This is a genomic window from Burkholderia sp. SJZ089, from assembly GCF_007828315.1.
GTDB lineage: Bacteria > Pseudomonadota > Gammaproteobacteria > Burkholderiales > Burkholderiaceae > Burkholderia > Burkholderia gladioli.
The window spans coordinates 96,488-113,266 of record NZ_VIUM01000013.1; the positions used below are offsets into that span (position 1 = coordinate 96,488).

The following is a 16,779-nucleotide window of genomic DNA, read 5'->3' on the forward strand; positions in this document are numbered from 1 at the left end:
CCGGCCGCCGATCGTTCGATCGCGATTATTGTAAACGCAGCCGCGACCGGGCAAGTGTAAATGACGGTAACCCGCCGATCGAGGCATGCTATCGGCGCGATAAAAACGCCGGTTCGGCAGTGCAGCAAACGCCCCTTTATAATGCGCGTCTGGTACCCATCTATGGCATCGTCCCCGGCGCGCAAGGCGCGGCCGGGCCGGCATGCCGCCTTGCCGAGCGCCACGTCGTCCGGGCGCCCGGCCGCTTTTAACGGATCCTGCACATGTCCACGTCCAAACACGCGAAAGTCCTGATTCTCGGTTCCGGCCCCGCCGGTTATACCGCGGCCGTCTATGCCGCCCGCGCCAACCTGTCGCCCCTGCTGATCACCGGCCTGGCACAGGGCGGCCAGCTGATGACCACGACCGACGTCGAGAACTGGCCGGCGGACCCGAACGGCGTGCAGGGCCCGGAACTGATGCAGCGCTTCCTGGAGCACGCCGAGCGCTTCAACACGGAAATCGTGTTCGATCACATCCACACGGCCAAGCTGGAGGAAAAGCCAATCCGCCTGATCGGCGATTCGGGCGAATACACCTGCGACTCGCTGATCATCTCGACCGGCGCCTCGGCCCAGTATCTCGGCCTGGCCTCGGAAGAAGCCTTCATGGGCAAGGGCGTGTCGGCCTGCGCGACCTGCGACGGCTTCTTCTACCGCAACCAGGAAGTGGCGGTGGTCGGCGGCGGCAACACCGCGGTCGAGGAAGCGCTCTACCTGACCGGCATCGCCAAGAAAGTGACCGTGATCCACCGCCGCGACAAGTTCCGCGCCGAGCCGATCCTGATCGACCGCCTGCTGGAGAAGGAAAAGGAAGGCAAGGTCGAGATCAAGTGGAACCACGTGCTCGACGAAGTGACCGGCGACGACTCGGGCGTCACCGGCGTGAAGATCAAGCACACCGGCACCGGCGAGACCGAGCAGCTCACGCTGCAGGGCGTGTTCGTGGCGATCGGCCACAAGCCGAACACGGACCTGTTCCAGGGCCAGCTCGAGATGAAGGACGGCTACATCGTCACCAAGAGCGGCCTGGCCGGCAATGCCACGGCCACCAACATCCCGGGCGTGTTCGCGGCCGGCGACGTGCAGGACCACATCTACCGCCAGGCGATCACCAGCGCCGGCACGGGCTGCATGGCCGCGCTCGACGCGCAGCGCTACCTGGAAAGCCTGCACGACGCGAAGTGAGACGTCGGCCGGCCGGGCCGCGCGCGGCGACGTTACAATAGCGTCGCCACGCGCCGCCGCAGCCTGCCCCGCCTTCCGAAGGCCGCTGCTGGCGCAGCGGCCTTTTTCATTCCCGCCCCACCTTCGATCCGTAGACCATCATGGCGAAGAACCAGCCCCATCCGAGCGACCCGGCCAAGCGCCGCGCCGCCGCCCCCGCGGCCAAACCGGCCGAGCCGATCGTGCCGAAGCCCGAGCCCGGCGCCCTCCAGGGCGGCCTGGCCGGCCTCGGCGCGCTGCGCGATTCGCTCAAGGGCGAGGCCGAGCGGCGCGCCAGGCAGCAGGTGCAGGTCGCGCGCGAGACGCGCGAGGCCGAACTCAACGCCAACCTGTTCCGCAACGAGATCGGCGCGATCACGCCGCTGGCCGCGCCGCCGCGCGTGCCTGCCCGCCGCGAGCCGCCGCAGCCGGTGCCCAAGCAGACCCGGCTCGACGAGGAAGCGGTGCTCAGCGAGACGCTGTCCGACGAATTCGATCCCGAGACGCTGCTCGACTCCGACGAAAGCCTCTATTACCACCGCCCCGGCATCAGCCGCGAGGTGGTGCGCAAGCTGCGCAGCGGCGCCTGGATCGTGCAGGCCCAGCTGGACCTGCACGGCATGCGCCGCGACGAGGCGCGCGAGGCGCTCGCCGTGTTCATCCGCGAGGCCGGCAAGAAGGGGTTGCGCTGCCTGCGCGTGATCCACGGCAAGGGGCTCGGCTCGGTCGGCAAGGAGCCGGTGCTCAAGGGCAAGGTGCGGGCCTGGCTGGTGCAGAAGGAGGAAGTGATCGCCTTCTGCGAGGCGCGCGGCAACGACGGCGGCGCCGGCGCGGTGCTGGTGCTGCTGCAGCCGACCTCGATGCTGGGCCTGCTCAACGAGAGCGATCGCGGCACGCCGCGCGAGGCGCGCTGACGCCGCGTCGAGAATCGATGGCGCGGCGGCGGCGTCGAGCACCGCGCCGCGCCGCCCATGCGAAACGGGCCGCCCAAGGGCGGCCCGTTTTTTTTGTCGCTACGGCCTTCGCCGCGTCAGGCTCAGGCGATCCGCGCTTCCGTCGACGGATCGAACACCACCGCCTTCGAGACGTCGAACAGCAGCTTGAGCTGCTGCTTCGGCTGCGGATTCGCAGCCGGGTGCACGCGGCTCACGATGCGCTTGCCGTTGACCTGGGCGAACACGTGCGTATCCGGGCCGGTGGGCTCGGTGACGTCCACCACCACGTCGATCGGCTGCAGCGAGGAAGCCTGGCCGTCATGGGCATTGCGCGCGTCGGTGATGCGCTCCGGGCGCAGGCCCAGGATCACCTCGCGGCCCACGTGGCCGTTCATCTTCGAGCGCTCGAAAGGCAGGTTCAGCACGCCGCGCGAAGCGCCGGTATCGATCTCCAGGCCCACGCCGCTGCCCTGCTCCACGACCCGGCCATTGATGAAGTTCATCGGCGGCGCGCCGATGAAGCCCGCCACGAACAGGTTCGAGGGCGAATCGTAGATGTCCTGCGGCGCGCCAAACTGCTGGACCACGCCGTCCTTCATCACCGCGATGCGGTCGCCCAGCGTCATCGCCTCGATCTGGTCGTGCGTCACGTAGACGATGGTGGTGCCCAGGCGCTGGTGCAGCAGCTTGATCTCGGCGCGCATCTCGATACGCAGCTTGGCGTCGAGGTTCGAGAGCGGCTCGTCGAACAGGAACAGCGAGGGATCGCGCGCGAGCGCCCGGCCCATCGCCACGCGCTGGCGCTGGCCGCCCGAGAGCTGGCCCGGCTTGCGGTCGAGCAGGTGCTCGATCTGCAGCATCGCGGCGACGCGATCGACGATCTGCTTCTGCTCGTTCTTGGGCACCTTGCGGATGTTCAGGCCGAAGGAGATGTTCTCCTTGACCGTCATCGACGGGTAGAGCGCGTACGACTGGAACACCATCGCGATGTCGCGATCCTTCGGCGAGAGATCGTTGACGACCTTGCCGCCGATGCGGATCTCGCCCTTGGTGACGGTCTCCAGGCCGGCGATCATGTTGAGCAGCGTCGACTTCCCGCAGCCCGAACCGCCGACCAGGATCAGGAACTGGCCGTCCTCGATGTCGATGTCGACGCCCTTCAGGACCGGCACCCCGTTCGGATAGGTCTTGTACACGTCACGGATGGAAAGGCTTGCCATGCTGTGAATCCTCTGTCTCAGGTGCGGCGTCTCGCGCCGCGTCGGTTCTGCTCGCCGCGCGGGACGATGTGCCCGCGCGGCCGGTTCGTTCAGGAATACTGGCCGCGGATCAGCCCTTCACCGCGCCCGCCGTGAGGCCGCGCACGAAGTAGCGGCCGGCGACCACGTAGACCAGCAGCGTGGGCAGCGCGGCGATGATCGCGCCCGCCATGTCGACGTTGTATTCCTTCACGCCCGTCGACGTGTTCACGAGGTTGTTCAGGGCCACCGTGATCGGCATCGAATCGACGCCCGAGAACACGATGCCGAACAGGAAGTCGTTCCAGATCTGGGTGAACTGCCAGATCAGGCAGACCATGAAGATCGGCAGCGAGACCGGCATCAGGATCCGCGTGAAGATCGTGAAGAAGCCGGCGCCGTCGATCCGCGCGGCCTTCACCAGTTCCGCCGGCACGCTCACGTAGAAGTTGCGGAAGAACATGGTGGTGAAGGCGATGCCGTAGACCACGTGCACCAGCACCAGGCCGGCGGTGGTGTTGGCCAGGCCGAAGTAGCCCTCGACGCGCGCCATCGGCAGCAGGATCACCTGGAACGGGATGAAGCAGCCCACCAGCAGCAGCGTGAACAGCGCGTCGGCGCCGCGAAAGCGCCAGTGCGTGAGCACGTAGCCGTTGAACGCGCCGATCAGCGAGGAGATCAGCACGGCCGGGATCACCATCTTCAGCGAGTTGAAGAAGAACGGCTTCATGCCGTCGCAGCGCACGCCGGTACAGGCCGAGCCCCAGGCCTTGAGCCAGGGCTCGATGGTCCAGCTGGTGGGCGGCGTCAGCAGGTTGCCGGTACGCAACTGGTCGAGATCCTTGAAGGAGGTCGACAGCATCACGTACAGCGGGAACAGGAAGTAAATCGCGAACAGGATCAGCACCGCGTAAATGACGGCGCGGCTGATCGTCATCTTAGGCTGCATTGCGGGTGCTCCTCGATTCCATATACATCAGCGGCACCAGCACCGCGACCACGGTCGCGAGCATCATCACCGACGAGGCCGCGCCGACGCCGAGCTGTCCGCGATTGAACGAATAGGTATACATGAACATGGCGGGCAGCGAGGACGAGGTGCCGGGGCCGCCGGCGGTCAGCGCGACCACCAGGTCGAAGGTCTTGATCGTGATGTGGCAGAGGATCAGCAGCACTGAGAAGAACACCGGGCGCATGCTCGGGATCACGATCTTGCGGTAGATGGTCGGCAGGGTCGCGCCGTCCACCTGGGCCGCCTTGAAGATCTCGCCGTCCACGCCGCGCAGGCCGGCCAGGAACAGGGCCATCACGAAGCCGGTGGATTGCCAGACCGCCGCGATCACCACGCAGAAGATCGCCTTGTCCGGATCGTCCAGCCAGTTGAACGAGAAGCTGGTCCAGCCCCAGTCGTGCAGCACCTTCTCCAGGCCCAGGCCCGGATTCAGGATCCACTGCCAGGCCGTGCCGGTGACGATGAAGGACAGCGCCATCGGGTACAGGAACACCGCGCGCAGCGCGCCTTCGTTGCGGATCTGCTGGTCCAGCAGGATCGCCAGGAACAGGCCGAGCACCACGCACAGCACGATGAAGGGAATCCCGAACCAGCCGAGGTTGGCGGCCGAGGTCCACCACACGTCGTTCTGGAACAGGTCCGTGTAGCGGCCGAAACCGTCGAAGGTGTAGTTGGGCAGCAGTCGCGACTTGGTCAGCGACAGGTAGCCGGTGATGACGATGAAGCCATAGATGAACACCACGGCGATCGCGATGCTGGGTGCGAGCACCAGCTTCGGTATCCAGCGATCGGCCAATGCCGAGAGCGGCGACGTGCGGCGGGCGACGTCAGCGCGGCCGGGTTCGTTTCCGCTGAGAGGGGCAGCCACTTGATTCGACTCCTGGAACGAGGGTGCCGCCGCCTTGGGGGCGAGGCGCGCGGCATCGGGTACGGCGCGGGCCGCATGCGGCCGGCCCGTTTGCGACGGTACGGGCGAGGCCAGGCCTCGCCCGTGCTGCCTTTACTTCACCTTCGCAGCCTTCACCAGCGCGGCGACGGCTTCCTTCGGATCCTGCTGCGAATTCATGAACTTGGTCACGACGTCGCTGATCGCGCCGGCGGTGGCATCGCCCTGCGCCATGCCGTGGGCCAGCGAGGGCACGTAGCCACCGGCCTTCAGCGCGGTCTGCTCATCCGCGTAGGATTTCTTCGCGCAGTCGTCGAACTTGTCCATCTTCACGCCCAGGCGCACCGGGATCGAGCCCTTCAGCAGGCTGAACTGCTCCTGGAAGTCCGGCGTCATGATGGTCTTGGCCAGCGCGAGCTGACCCGGCGTGGCGTTCTCCGAACCCTTCTGCTGGAAGAACACGAAGGAGTCGACGTTGAACGTGTAGGCGTTCGAGGTGCCCGGCACCGGCGCGCAGATGTAGTCCTTGCCCGACTTCTTGCCGGCGTTCTCGAACTCGCCCTTGGCCCAGTCGCCCATGAACTGCATGCCGGCCTTGCCGTTGATCACCATCGCCGTGGCCAGGTTCCAGTCGCGGCCGTTACGGCCGGAATCGAAGTAACCCTGGATCTTGCGCACCGTGTTGAACACGTCGAGCATCTTCGGCGAGCCCAGCGTGGCCGGGTCGAGGTTGACGAGCGCCTTCTTGTAGAAGTCGGCGCCTTCGGACAGCACCACGTCTTCCCACAGCGTCAGGTCCTGCCAAGGCTGGCCGCCCATCGCGATCGGCTGAATGCCGGCGGCCTTGAGCTTGTCGGCCAGGGCGAAGAATTCCGGCCAGGTGGTCGGCACCTTGGCGCCGACCTTGTCGAGCGCGGCCTTGTTCAGGTACAGCCAGTTCACGCGGTGCACCGAGAACGGCGCCGCCACGTAGTGGCCCTTGTACTTGATGATCTTGTCGATTTCCGGCGGCAGGTTCTTGCCCCAGTCGCCGGCGGCCGAGTCGATGTTGACGAGCACGCCCTGATCCGCCCAATCCTGGATCAGCGGGCCCTTGATCTGCGCGGCCGACGGGGCGTCGCCGCTGATCACCTTGGTCTTGAGCGCCGTCATGGCTGCCGCGCCCGCGCCGCCCGCCACCGCGAAGTCCTTCCACACGTAACCTTGCTTCTGCAGGTCGTCCTTCAGCACGCCGACCGCCTTGGATTCACCGCCCGAGGTCCACCAGTGCAGCACCGTGACGTTCTCGGCAGCCTGTGCCGCGGCGGCGCCGATCATCAGGCCTGCGGCGCACAGCGCGCCCATCATCGCGCGAACTTTCATTACTCATCTCCTCCAGTTTGGATTAACCGACTCGTGAGGCTCTCGTGCGTGCGAGAGCCGGCTTGCTCAGGAACTTGCGAAACGAAACAACCGGGATATCGCGCCGCGAACGACCGGAAAACGGTCGGGCCGTGGCCGGCCGCGGGCGCTCAGGGACTGAGTGGATCGAGATTCAAAGAGTGTCTCCTCTGATCTGTTGGTTCCGGTCCCGCCGCCGCGCGGCGCCGAACCTCGGGGCCGTCGCGGACCGGCTCGTGATGCGTTTCGCCAATGTCCTTTAACATGCGGTCTCGGCGCGCTGCCGCACCGGCCGTCCCGTCCGAAGAGCGCGCTTCCCCGACATCCATCGTGTGCGCTTCTTTTTCTTCTTCCGGGTCTACCCCTTGCGGCGGATTGTAGTTAAACTACAATTCAGTGTCAAAAATATTTTTATCGCACTACGGCTCCGCTTGCCACCGTCCGCGCCCGTCGGAACGGCCCGGCCAGGCGGCTTCCCTCCATGCCGTGGTACGCGCGTTTCATAACCGGGCGGAGACAATGCAAAACGATTCCAGCAGTTTCACCTTCGTATTGTTCGGCGGTACCGGCGACCTGTCGATGCGCAAGATCCTGCCGGCGCTGTTCGAGGCCCATCGCGCCAACATGCTCGCCGAGTCCGGCCGCATCGTCGCGGTCGCGCGCCACGATGCGGATCGCGCCGGCTATCACGGCTGGGTCGAGGAGCACGTCAAGCCGCATGCGAGGAAGGCTTCCGGCAGCGCCTTCGACGAAGCCGCCTGGAAGCGGTTCCTGGAACGCATCGACTATCTCAACGTCGATCTCGGTCGCCCCGAGGATTACCAGGTCCTGCGCGAGGCGATCGGCGAGCTGCCTGGCACGCGCGTGTTCTACCTGGCCACCGGCCCTTCCCTGTTCGAACCGATCTGCAAGGCACTGGCCGGCGTCGGCCTGAGCGAAGGCGCGCGCATCGTGCTGGAGAAGCCGCTCGGCTACGACCTCGCCTCCTCCAACGAGATCAACGACGCGGTCGGCGAGATCTTCGCGGAAGACCAGATCTACCGGATCGACCACTACCTCGGCAAGGAGCCGGTGCAGAACCTGCTCGCGCTGCGCTTCGGCAATGCGCTGTTCGAGCCGCTGTGGCGCCGCGAATGGGTGGAGAGCATCCAGATCACGATCGCCGAGGAACTGGGCGTGGAGGCGCGCGGCGACTTCTACGACAACACCGGCGCGCTGCGCGACATGGTGCAGAACCACCTGCTGCAGTTGCTCTCGATCATCGCGATGGAGCCGCCGCATTCGATGGATTCGGATTCGGTGCGCGACGAGAAGCTGCGCGTGCTGCGCGCGCTCAAGCCGATCGATCCGCGCGACATCAGCAAGGTGGCGGTGCGCGGCCAGTATCACGCCGGCACCATCAAGGGCAACCCGGTGCCCGGCTATGCGACCGAACCCGGCGTGAAGCCCGACAGCAACACCGAAACCTACGTGGCGCTGAAGGTCGAGATCGAGAACTGGCGCTGGGCCGGCGTGCCCTTCTTCCTGCGCACCGGCAAGCGGCTGGCCGATCGCGTCGCCGAGATCGTGGTCAATTTCCGCGCGGTGCCGCATTCCGCGCTCGGCCCCAATGCGTTGCGCGCCGGCACCAACCGGCTGGTGATCCGCCTGCAGCCCAACGAGACGATCCGCCTGTATTGCCTGGCCAAGCAGCCCGGCGAGGGCATGAACCTGGCCAGCGTGCATCTCGACCTGGCCTTCGACCAGTTCTTCAAGGAAGGCCAGATGGAGGCCTACCAGCGCCTGCTGCTCGACGTGATCAACGGGCGTCTGGCGCTGTTCGTGCGGCGCGACGAGCAGGAAGCGGCCTGGCGCTGGGTCGAGCCGATCCAGAACGAGTGGCAGAAGTCGCTCAAGCCGCCCAAGCCCTACGCGGCCGGCACCTGGGGCCCCGCGGCGGCCAGCGCGATGCTCGCGCAGCACGGCACCTGCTGGCTCGAGGAAGAAAACTGAAACACGCGTTTGCAACATGCCTGAGGCGGCCCGCACCGGCCGCGACTCGCCGGAGTCCCCCGCATGACCACCGAATTCAATAAAAGCAGCCTGGAGGAGAAGTGATCGAGCTTCACGCATTCGAAAGCCCGCAAGCGCAGTGCGAGGCGCTCGCGCAGGCGGTGCGCGCGGCGCTGGCCGCGCCGCTCGCCGAGCACGCGCGCGCGACGCTCGCCGTGTCGGGCGGCACCAGCCCGCGTCCGTTCCTGCAAACCCTGTCCACCGCCGAGCTCGACTGGGCCCGCGTGGACGTGAGCCTGGTCGACGACCGCTGGGTGGCCGACACCGACGGCGCCAGCAACGCGCAACTGGTGCACGACACGCTGCTCCAGAACGCCGCCGCCGGCGCGCGCTTCCTGCCGCTGGTCGACACCTCGACCACGCTCGAGGCGCAGGTCGCCGCGCTCAACGCGAGCCCGGCCTACCGGCTGCCGAACGTCGCCGTGCTCGGCATGGGCGAGGACGGCCATACCGCCTCGATCTTCGCCGACGCGCCCGAATGGGAGCTGGCGATCTCGACCACCGAGCGCTACGTCGCCGTGCATCCCGGCGCCGCGCTGCATCCGCGCGTGAGCCTCTCGCTCGACGCGCTGCGCCGCGTCGACCGGCTGTTCCTGCTGATCGCGGGCGCCCGCAAGCGCGAAGTGCTGGAGGCCGCCGCCGCGGCGCCGCAGCGCAACGCAATTTCCCAACTGGCCAACGACAAGGGGACCCAGCTCGATGTCTACTGGTGCGCAAACTAAACCGGCTGCCGGCCAGCACGCCGACGGCCCGCGCCTGCTCGCCGACGTCGGCGGCACGAACGCGCGCTTCGCGCTGGAGACCGGCCCCGGCGAGATCACGCAGATCCGCGTCTATCCCGGCGCCGACTACCCGACGCTGACCGACGCGATCCGCAAGTATCTGAAGGACGTCAAGATCGGCCGCGTCAACCACGCGGCGATCGCGATCGCCAACCCGGTCGACGGCGACCAGGTGCGGATGACCAACCACGACTGGAGCTTCTCGATCGAGGCCACGCGCCGCGCGCTGGGCTTCGACACGCTGCTGGTGGTCAACGACTTCACAGCGCTGGCGATGGCCCTGCCGGGCCTGACCGACGCGCAGCGCCAGCAGATCGGCGGCGGCACGCGCCGCCAGAACAGCGTGATCGGCCTGATGGGCCCGGGCACCGGCCTGGGCGTGTCGGGGCTGATCCCCGCCGACGACCGCTGGATCGCGCTGGGCAGCGAGGGCGGCCATGCCAGCTTCGCGCCGATGGACGAGCGCGAGGACCTGGTCATGCAGTACGCGCGCAAGAAATGGCCGCATGTCTCGTTCGAGCGCGTGTGCGCCGGGCCCGGCATCGAGATCGTCTATCGCGCGCTGGCCGGGCGCGACAAGAAGCGCGTGCCCGCCAACTTCGGCACGCCCGAGATCGTCGACCGCGCGCACGAAGGCGACGCGCTCGCGCTCGAGGCGGTCGACGTGTTCTGCGCGATCCTCGGCACCTTCGCCGGCAATCTGGCGGTCACGCTCGGCGCGCTCGGCGGCGTGTACATCGGCGGCGGCGTGGTGCTCAAGCTCGGCGAGCTGTTCCTGAAGTCGCGCTTTCGCGAGCGCTTCGAGTCGAAGGGTCGCTTCTCCGACTACTGCGCGAACGTGCCGACCTACCTGATCACGGCCGACTACCCGGCCTTCCTCGGCGTCTCGGCGATCCTCGCCGAGCAACTGTCGAACCGCTCGGGCGGCGCCTCCTCGGCGGTGTTCGAGCGGATCCGCCAGATGCGCGATGCACTGACGCCGGCCGAGCGACGCGTGGCCGACCTCGCGCTCAATCACCCGCGCTCGATCATCAACGACCCGATCGTCGACATCGCGCGCAAGGCCGACGTCAGCCAGCCGACCGTGATCCGCTTCTGCCGTTCGCTGGGCTGCCAGGGCCTGTCGGACTTCAAGCTGAAGCTGGCCACCGGCCTGACCGGCACGATCCCGATGAGCCACAGCCAGGTGCACCTGGGCGACACCGCCACCGACTTCGGCGCGAAGGTGCTCGACAACACCGTGTCGGCGATCCTGCAGTTGCGCGAGCACCTGAACTTCGAGCACGTCGAGCATGCCATCGACATCCTCAACAATGCGCGGCGCATCGAGTTCTACGGCCTGGGCAACTCGAACATCGTGGCCCAGGACGCGCACTACAAGTTCTTCCGCTTCGGCATCCCGACCATCGCCTACGGCGACCTGTACATGCAGGCCGCCTCGGCCGCCCTGCTCGGCAAGGGCGACGTGATCGTGGCGGTGTCGAAGTCGGGCCGCGCGCCCGAGCTGCTGCGCGTGCTCGACGTGGCGATGCAGGCCGGCGCCAAGGTGATCGCGATCACCTCCAGCAACACGCCGCTGGCCAAGCGCGCCACCGTGGCGCTCGAGACCGATCACATCGAGATGCGCGAATCGCAGCTGTCGATGATCTCGCGGATCCTGCACCTGGTGATGATCGACATCCTCGCGGTGGGCGTGGCGATCCGGCGCGCCGCGCCGAACGCCGAGATCACCGAGGCGGTCGCGCAGGCCAAGGCGCGCGCCGGCGAGGACGAATCGGCCGACGTGCTCGACTGGCTCAGCCACGGCGCGGCCCCGGCCACGCGCGACTGAACGCGGCCGGCGGCGGTAGCCGCGATGAACGGCTGGAAACACGAAGGGCCGGCGCTTTCGGGCGCCGGCCCTTTGGTTTGGGCTGCTGTCGAGGCGCGGCCGCGAACGCGAGCGCCGCGCGAACTCAGTCGCCACGCACCGGCCGGCCGTGCCAGCGGATCACCAGCCGGCGCCCCAGGAAGCAGAGCGCGCCGGTGATCGCGATCGTCACGCCCATGCCGAACGGCGTGCCGTCGGCGAGCAGCCCCACCACGGCGCTGGCGACCGCGCCCAGGCCGAGCTGCATCGCGCCGAACACGGCCGCGGCCGCGCCCGCGTTGTGCGGATAACGATGCATCAGGTCGGTCGAGCAGTTCGCCGACAACAGGCCGATCACGCCGACCACGAAGAACAGGCCGGCGACGATCGACCAGAGCCCGCCGATGCCCGTCAACGAGAAGAAGGCCACGCAGAACGAGGCGATGCAGCTGATCAGCGAGGCCGCCGAGATCAGGCGCAGCGAGCCGAAGCGACCGACCGCGCGGGTGTTGATGAAGTTGCCGATCATGATGCCGGCGATGTTCAGGCCGAACAGCAGGCCGTAATGCTGCGGCGAGACGTGGAAATACTCGATGTAGACGAAGGGCGTGGCGGTGATGTACGTAAGCATCGACGCGAAGGCCATGCCGCCGCAGAGCATGTGCCCCCAGGCCACCGGATCGCGCAGGATGCGCCCGTAGGCCATGAAGGACTGCAGGATCGCCGAGGACTTGCGGCGCGCCTTGGGCCAGGTTTCGGGCACCTTCAGGAAGGCCGCGATGGTGCAGCCGATGCCGAACAGCGTGAGCACCACGAACACCATGCGCCAGCCGGCGAAGCGCAGGATCTGGCCGCCCAGCAGCGGCGCGAGCAGCGGGCCGACCGAGGTGACGATCGCCACCATCGACAGCACCTTGGCCGCGTCGGCCGGCTCGTGCGCGTCGCGCGCGATCGCCCGCGACAGCACCGAGGCGGCACCCGCGCCGAGCGCCTGCAGGAAGCGCAGCACGATCAGGCTGCCGATCGACGGCGCCACGAAGCAGCCCGCCCCGGCCACGGTGAACAGCACGATCCCGCCCAGCAGCACCGGGCGGCGCCCCAGCGAATCCGACAGCGGCCCATACAGCAGCATGCCCAGCGAGAAGCCCGACAGGAAGCTGGTCAGCGTCCACTGCACCGCCGCTGCGCTGGTGCCCAGGCTCTCGGCCACCGAGGGCATGCTCGGCAGGTACATGTCGGTGCCGATCGGCCCGCACGCGGCCAGCGCACCGAGCAGCATGATCAACCGGGCGTCGGGCCGGCGCCGTATCGCGTTCGACATGGGAATTCTCGCGTGCGGCCGGGACCTCGCACGGCTAGGCGCCACGCGGCCCGACTCGGTTTGAACGACGGCCGGGCGGCCGCCGCGAAGCCACGATTGTACGCGCGAGCCCGGCTTCGCGAGTCCAAGCCCGCGCCGCGCGCCGGGCCTTGGCGTGCCGGTCGGCCACTCGCGCGCGGGCGATCGGGTAAGCTCGCGCCTTGCGTCCGCGCGCGCCGCCGTGCCCGCTTCCGGTCTTCTTTCCGTTCTCCCGTTGCCCCGACATGACTGCCTTCCTGCTGATCTGGAGCCCCAAGAAATGGCCCTGGCCCGAGCTGCCCGAGGTGGCCGCGCGCGTGCGCGCCGGCGAGGCCGTGCGTGACGTCTGGGGCTGCGGTTTCTCGCGCAGCATCCTGCCCGGCGACCGCGTGTTCCTGCATCGCGTCGCCCAGGAGCCGAAGGGCGTGTTCGGCTCCGGCTACGTGACGCGCGCGCCCTACGAAGTGGCGGACCCGAACACGAAGCGCGGCTACCGGCTCTGCATCGATTTCGTCTACGACTGGCTGGTCGACGGCCACGGCGAGGTGGTGATCGCGCGCGACGCGCTGCGCGTCCACCCGTTCTCGGTGCAGACCTGGGACGCCCAGACCTCCGGCACCTCGATCAAGCCCGTCGCCGAGGGCGCGCTGGAGAAACGCTGGGCCGAACTGACCGGCAAGCGCAAGCCGCCCAGGCTCTGAGGCACCCGTCCCCGCCCTCGTCCGCGGCCCGGCAGGCCCGCCCCGCGCGAGGGCCGGGCGGGCCGCGCCAGAACCGCCCCGGCGACTCTTCGGTACAATCTGACGATCGTTTCGTCCGCATCCGGCGCGGAAGATGCGGCCCCCGCCGCGCCTGCCCGGCTGCCGCCTCCGTCTAGCAGGACCTATCCATGTCGAACAATCAAACGCTCTTCGAACGCGCCCAGCGCACCATCCCGGGCGGCGTCAACTCGCCCGTGCGCGCCTTCCGCTCGGTCGGCGGCACGCCGCGCTTCGTGTCCCGGGCCCAGGGGCCCTACTTCTGGGACGCCGACGACAAACGCTATATCGACTACATCGGCTCGTGGGGCCCGATGATCGTCGGCCACGTCCATCCCGAGGTGCTCGCGGCGGTGCAGCGCGTGCTGGCCGACGGCTTCTCGTTCGGCGCGCCGACCGAGGCCGAGATCGAGATCGCCGAGGAGATCTGCAAGCTGGTGCCCAGCATCGAGCAGGTGCGGATGGTGTCGAGCGGCACCGAGGCGACCATGAGCGCGTTGCGCCTGGCGCGCGGCTTCACCAACCGCAGCCGCATCGTCAAGTTCGAGGGCTGCTACCACGGCCACGCCGACAGCCTGCTGGTGAAGGCCGGCTCGGGCCTGCTGACCTTCGGCAACCCGACCTCGGCCGGCGTGCCGGCCGACATCGCCAAGCACACCACGGTGCTGGAGTACAACAACGTGGCGGCGCTGGAGGAAGCCTTCGGCGCGTTCGGCGACGAGATCGCCGCCGTGATCGTCGAGCCGGTGGCCGGCAACATGAACCTGGTGCGCGGCACCCCCGAATTCCTGCAGGCGCTGCGCGCGCTGTGCAGCAAGCACGGCGCCGTGCTGATCTTCGACGAGGTGATGTGCGGCTTCCGCGTCGCGCTCGGCGGCGCGCAGCAGCATTACGGCATCCAGGCCGATCTGACCTGCCTGGGCAAGGTGATCGGCGGCGGCATGCCGGCGGCCGCGTTCGGCGGGCGTCGCGACATCATGGCCCAGCTCGCGCCGCTGGGCGGCGTCTACCAGGCCGGCACGCTGTCGGGCAACCCGATCGCGGTGGCCGCCGGCCTCAAGACCCTGCAACTGATCCAGGCGCCCGGCTTCTACGCAGCGCTCACCGCGCAGACCCAGCGCCTGGCCGACGGCCTCGTCGCCGAGGCGCGTGCCGCCGGCGTGCCGTTCGCGACCGACGCGATCGGCGCGATGTTCGGCCTCTACTTCACCGAGGCGGTGCCGACCAGCTTCGCCGAGGTGACCAAGAGCGACATCGCCAGCTTCAACCGCTTCTTCCACCTGATGCTCGACGAGGGCGTGTATTTCGCGCCCTCGGCCTACGAGGCCGGCTTCGTCTCCAGCGTGCACGACGACGCCGTGATCGATGCAACGCTCGCCGCCGCGCGCCGCGCCTTCGGCGCCCTGGCTGCCGCCTGACCACCGGATAGGGAGACGCGCATGTTCTCGGAATCGGATTTCGCGCATATGCAGCGCGCGCTCGACCTGTCGTCGCGCGGGATGTACACCACCTCGCCGAACCCGCGCGTGGGTTGCGTGATCGTCAAGGACGAGGTGGTGATCGGCGAGGGCTACACCCAGCCGGCCGGCCAGGACCACGCCGAGGTGCAGGCCATGAAGGACGCGCGCTCGCGCGGCCACGACCTGCGCGGCGCGACCGTCTACGTGACGCTGGAGCCCTGCAGCCACTTCGGGCGCACGCCGCCTTGCGCGCTGGGCCTGATCGACGCGCGCGTGGCCAAGGTGGTGGCGGCGATGGAGGACCCGAACCCGCTGGTCTCGGGCAAGGGCCTCGGGATGCTGCGCGACGCCGGCATCGACGTGCGCTGCGGGCTGCTCGCGCAGGAAGCGTGCGAGATGAACATCGGCTTCGTGTCGCGCATGACGCGCGGCCAGCCCTGGGTGCGCATGAAGTCGGCCATCTCGCTGGACGGCCGCACCGCGCTGCCCGACGGCCAGAGCCAGTGGATCACCGGCGAGGCCGCGCGCGCGGATGGGCACGCCTGGCGCGCACGCGCCTGCGCGATCCTGACCGGCATCGGCACGGTGCGCGAGGACGATCCGCAACTGACGGTGCGCGGCATCGACACGCCGCGCCAGCCGCTGCGCGTGCTGGTGGACAGCCGGCTCGAGGTTTCGCTGGAGGCGAAGCTGCTGAGCGGCGCGCCGATCCTGATCTTCTGCGGCGAGCTCGACGCGGCCGGCGAAGGCCGCGCCGCCGCCCTGCGCGACCGCGGCGCCGAGGTGGTGCCGCTGGCCGGCCCGAACGGCAAGGTCGACCTGCCGGCCCTGCTGCAGGCGCTCGGCAAGCGCGGCATCAACGAGCTGCATGTCGAGGCCGGGCACAAGCTGAACGGCTCGCTGCTGCGCGAAGGCTGCGTCGACGAGCTGCTGATCTACATCGCGCCGACCCTGCTCGGCGACAACGCGGCCGGCATGTTCAATCTCGCCGCCCCGGCCACGCTGGAACAGCGCACGCGCCTGCAATTCCATACCATCGACCGGATCGGCGAGGACCTGCGCATCCTCGCGCGCTTCGCCGCCGCGTCGGCCAACTGAATCTGCTTACGGGAATCTCACGATGTTTACCGGAATCGTCGCGGCGGTCGGCCGCATTGAATCGATCGCACCGCTCGGCACCGAGGCCGATGCCGGCGTTCGGCTGGTGGTCCGCGCCGGCGGGCTCGACCTGGGCGATGTCGCGCTCGGCGACAGCATCGCGATCCAGGGCGCCTGCATGACGGCGATCGAGACCACCGCCGAAACCTTCACCGTCGATGTATCGCGCGAGAGCCTGAACAAGACGGTCGGCCTGAGCGAGCCGGGCGAGGTCAATCTCGAGAAGGCGCTGCGCGCGCATGACCGGCTGGGCGGGCATATCGTGTCGGGCCATGTGGACGGGCTCGGGACGGTCACGCATTTCGCGCCGGTGGGCGAGTCGCACGAGCTGCGCGTGCTGGCGCCGAAGGCGCTGGGCAAGTACCTGGCCTACAAGGGCTCGATCACGGTCAACGGTGTGAGCCTGACGGTCAATGCGGTGAAGGATCTGGCTGACGGCTGCGAGTTCTCGATCAACCTGATCCCGCATACGGTGCAGGTCACCACGCTGCGGCACCTGAAGGCGGGCTCGAAGGTGAATCTCGAGATCGATATGATTGCGCGGTATGTGGAAAGGATGTTGTCGACGGCTTCGCCTGCATAGGCCTCGTAGGTGCCTGTGAAAGAAGCCTTGGCACCCCAGCCTTAATCTTGCGTTGAAACCGGTTCGTTTAATACCGTTGGCGAAGCCATGATTCACGGCAATT

Annotated in this window: 14 protein-coding genes; 9 read left to right on the forward strand and 5 right to left on the reverse strand. The window is 68.2% G+C overall.

The annotated features are described in order from the left end of the window. Positions 1–263: 263 nt before the first annotated feature. Both trxB and FB600_RS23400 read left to right on the forward strand, forming a co-directional pair. Positions 264–1,226: a thioredoxin-disulfide reductase gene (gene trxB, locus FB600_RS23395; RefSeq protein ID WP_096749576.1), complete on the forward strand. Its 963-nt coding sequence runs from the start codon at positions 264–266 to the stop codon at positions 1,224–1,226. Between the two features lie 140 nt (positions 1,227–1,366). Beyond that, positions 1,367–2,158 carry a Smr/MutS family protein gene (locus tag FB600_RS23400; RefSeq protein WP_098181254.1) on the forward strand — a complete coding sequence of 264 codons (792 nt, stop codon included), beginning with the start codon at positions 1,367–1,369 and terminating at the stop codon, positions 2,156–2,158. A gap of 122 nt (positions 2,159–2,280) precedes the next feature. Here the strand turns inward: FB600_RS23400 and FB600_RS23405 are convergent, their stop codons facing one another. From FB600_RS23405 to FB600_RS23420, 4 genes are all read right to left on the reverse strand, one after another. Beyond that, complete coding sequence (locus FB600_RS23405) at positions 2,281–3,399, reverse strand: ABC transporter ATP-binding protein (protein ID WP_013696917.1); 1,119 nt, start codon at positions 3,397–3,399, stop codon at positions 2,281–2,283. 109 nt (positions 3,400–3,508) lie between these two features. Continuing rightward, positions 3,509–4,366 (reverse strand): carbohydrate ABC transporter permease, encoded by an 858-nt coding sequence (locus FB600_RS23410; protein ID WP_013696916.1) that lies wholly within the window; start codon positions 4,364–4,366, stop codon positions 3,509–3,511. Then, complete coding sequence (locus FB600_RS23415) at positions 4,356–5,297, reverse strand: carbohydrate ABC transporter permease (protein WP_013696915.1); 942 nt, start codon at positions 5,295–5,297, stop codon at positions 4,356–4,358. The genes FB600_RS23410 and FB600_RS23415 overlap by 11 nt, the downstream gene beginning before the upstream one ends. 132 nt (positions 5,298–5,429) lie before the next feature. Further along, positions 5,430–6,677, reverse strand: a complete 1,248-nt coding sequence (locus tag FB600_RS23420) for an ABC transporter substrate-binding protein (protein WP_096749578.1) — start codon at positions 6,675–6,677, stop codon at positions 5,430–5,432. A 537-nt stretch (positions 6,678–7,214) separates the two neighbouring features. Here FB600_RS23420 and zwf point away from each other — a divergent pair. The 3 genes from zwf (at position 7,215) to FB600_RS23435 (ending at position 11,360) form a co-directional block, all read left to right on the forward strand. Then, positions 7,215–8,687 (forward strand): glucose-6-phosphate dehydrogenase, encoded by a 1,473-nt coding sequence (zwf, locus tag FB600_RS23425; RefSeq protein ID WP_060006054.1) that lies wholly within the window; start codon positions 7,215–7,217, stop codon positions 8,685–8,687. A 101-nt stretch (positions 8,688–8,788) separates the two neighbouring features. After that, complete coding sequence (pgl, locus tag FB600_RS23430; RefSeq protein ID WP_145757428.1) at positions 8,789–9,469, forward strand: 6-phosphogluconolactonase; 681 nt, start codon at positions 8,789–8,791, stop codon at positions 9,467–9,469. After that, positions 9,447–11,360 (forward strand): bifunctional transcriptional regulator/glucokinase, encoded by a 1,914-nt coding sequence (locus tag FB600_RS23435; RefSeq protein ID WP_036052472.1) that lies wholly within the window; start codon positions 9,447–9,449, stop codon positions 11,358–11,360. Before pgl ends, FB600_RS23435 begins: the two co-directional genes overlap by 23 nt. 124 nt (positions 11,361–11,484) lie before the next feature. Here FB600_RS23435 and FB600_RS23440 read toward each other — a convergent pair whose 3' ends face one another. Next, on the reverse strand, positions 11,485–12,699 hold the full coding sequence (locus FB600_RS23440; RefSeq protein ID WP_145757427.1) for a Bcr/CflA family multidrug efflux MFS transporter: 1,215 nt from the start codon (positions 12,697–12,699) through the stop codon (positions 11,485–11,487). A gap of 263 nt (positions 12,700–12,962) precedes the next feature. Between FB600_RS23440 and FB600_RS23445 the strand changes: the two genes are divergently transcribed. The 4 genes from FB600_RS23445 (at position 12,963) to FB600_RS23460 (ending at position 16,676) form a co-directional block, all read left to right on the forward strand. Continuing rightward, positions 12,963–13,418, forward strand: coding sequence for a hypothetical protein (locus FB600_RS23445; RefSeq protein WP_013696909.1), 456 nt, complete (start codon positions 12,963–12,965; stop codon positions 13,416–13,418). Positions 13,419–13,606: 188 nt separating this feature from the next. After that, positions 13,607–14,893: a glutamate-1-semialdehyde 2,1-aminomutase gene (hemL, locus tag FB600_RS23450; protein ID WP_145757426.1), complete on the forward strand. Its 1,287-nt coding sequence runs from the start codon at positions 13,607–13,609 to the stop codon at positions 14,891–14,893. 21 nt (positions 14,894–14,914) lie between these two features. Continuing rightward, positions 14,915–16,033 carry a bifunctional diaminohydroxyphosphoribosylaminopyrimidine deaminase/5-amino-6-(5-phosphoribosylamino)uracil reductase RibD gene (gene ribD / locus FB600_RS23455; RefSeq protein WP_096749582.1) on the forward strand — a complete coding sequence of 373 codons (1,119 nt, stop codon included), beginning with the start codon at positions 14,915–14,917 and terminating at the stop codon, positions 16,031–16,033. 22 nt (positions 16,034–16,055) lie between these two features. Then, complete coding sequence (locus FB600_RS23460; RefSeq protein WP_096749583.1) at positions 16,056–16,676, forward strand: riboflavin synthase; 621 nt, start codon at positions 16,056–16,058, stop codon at positions 16,674–16,676. Positions 16,677–16,779 lie beyond the last annotated feature (103 nt).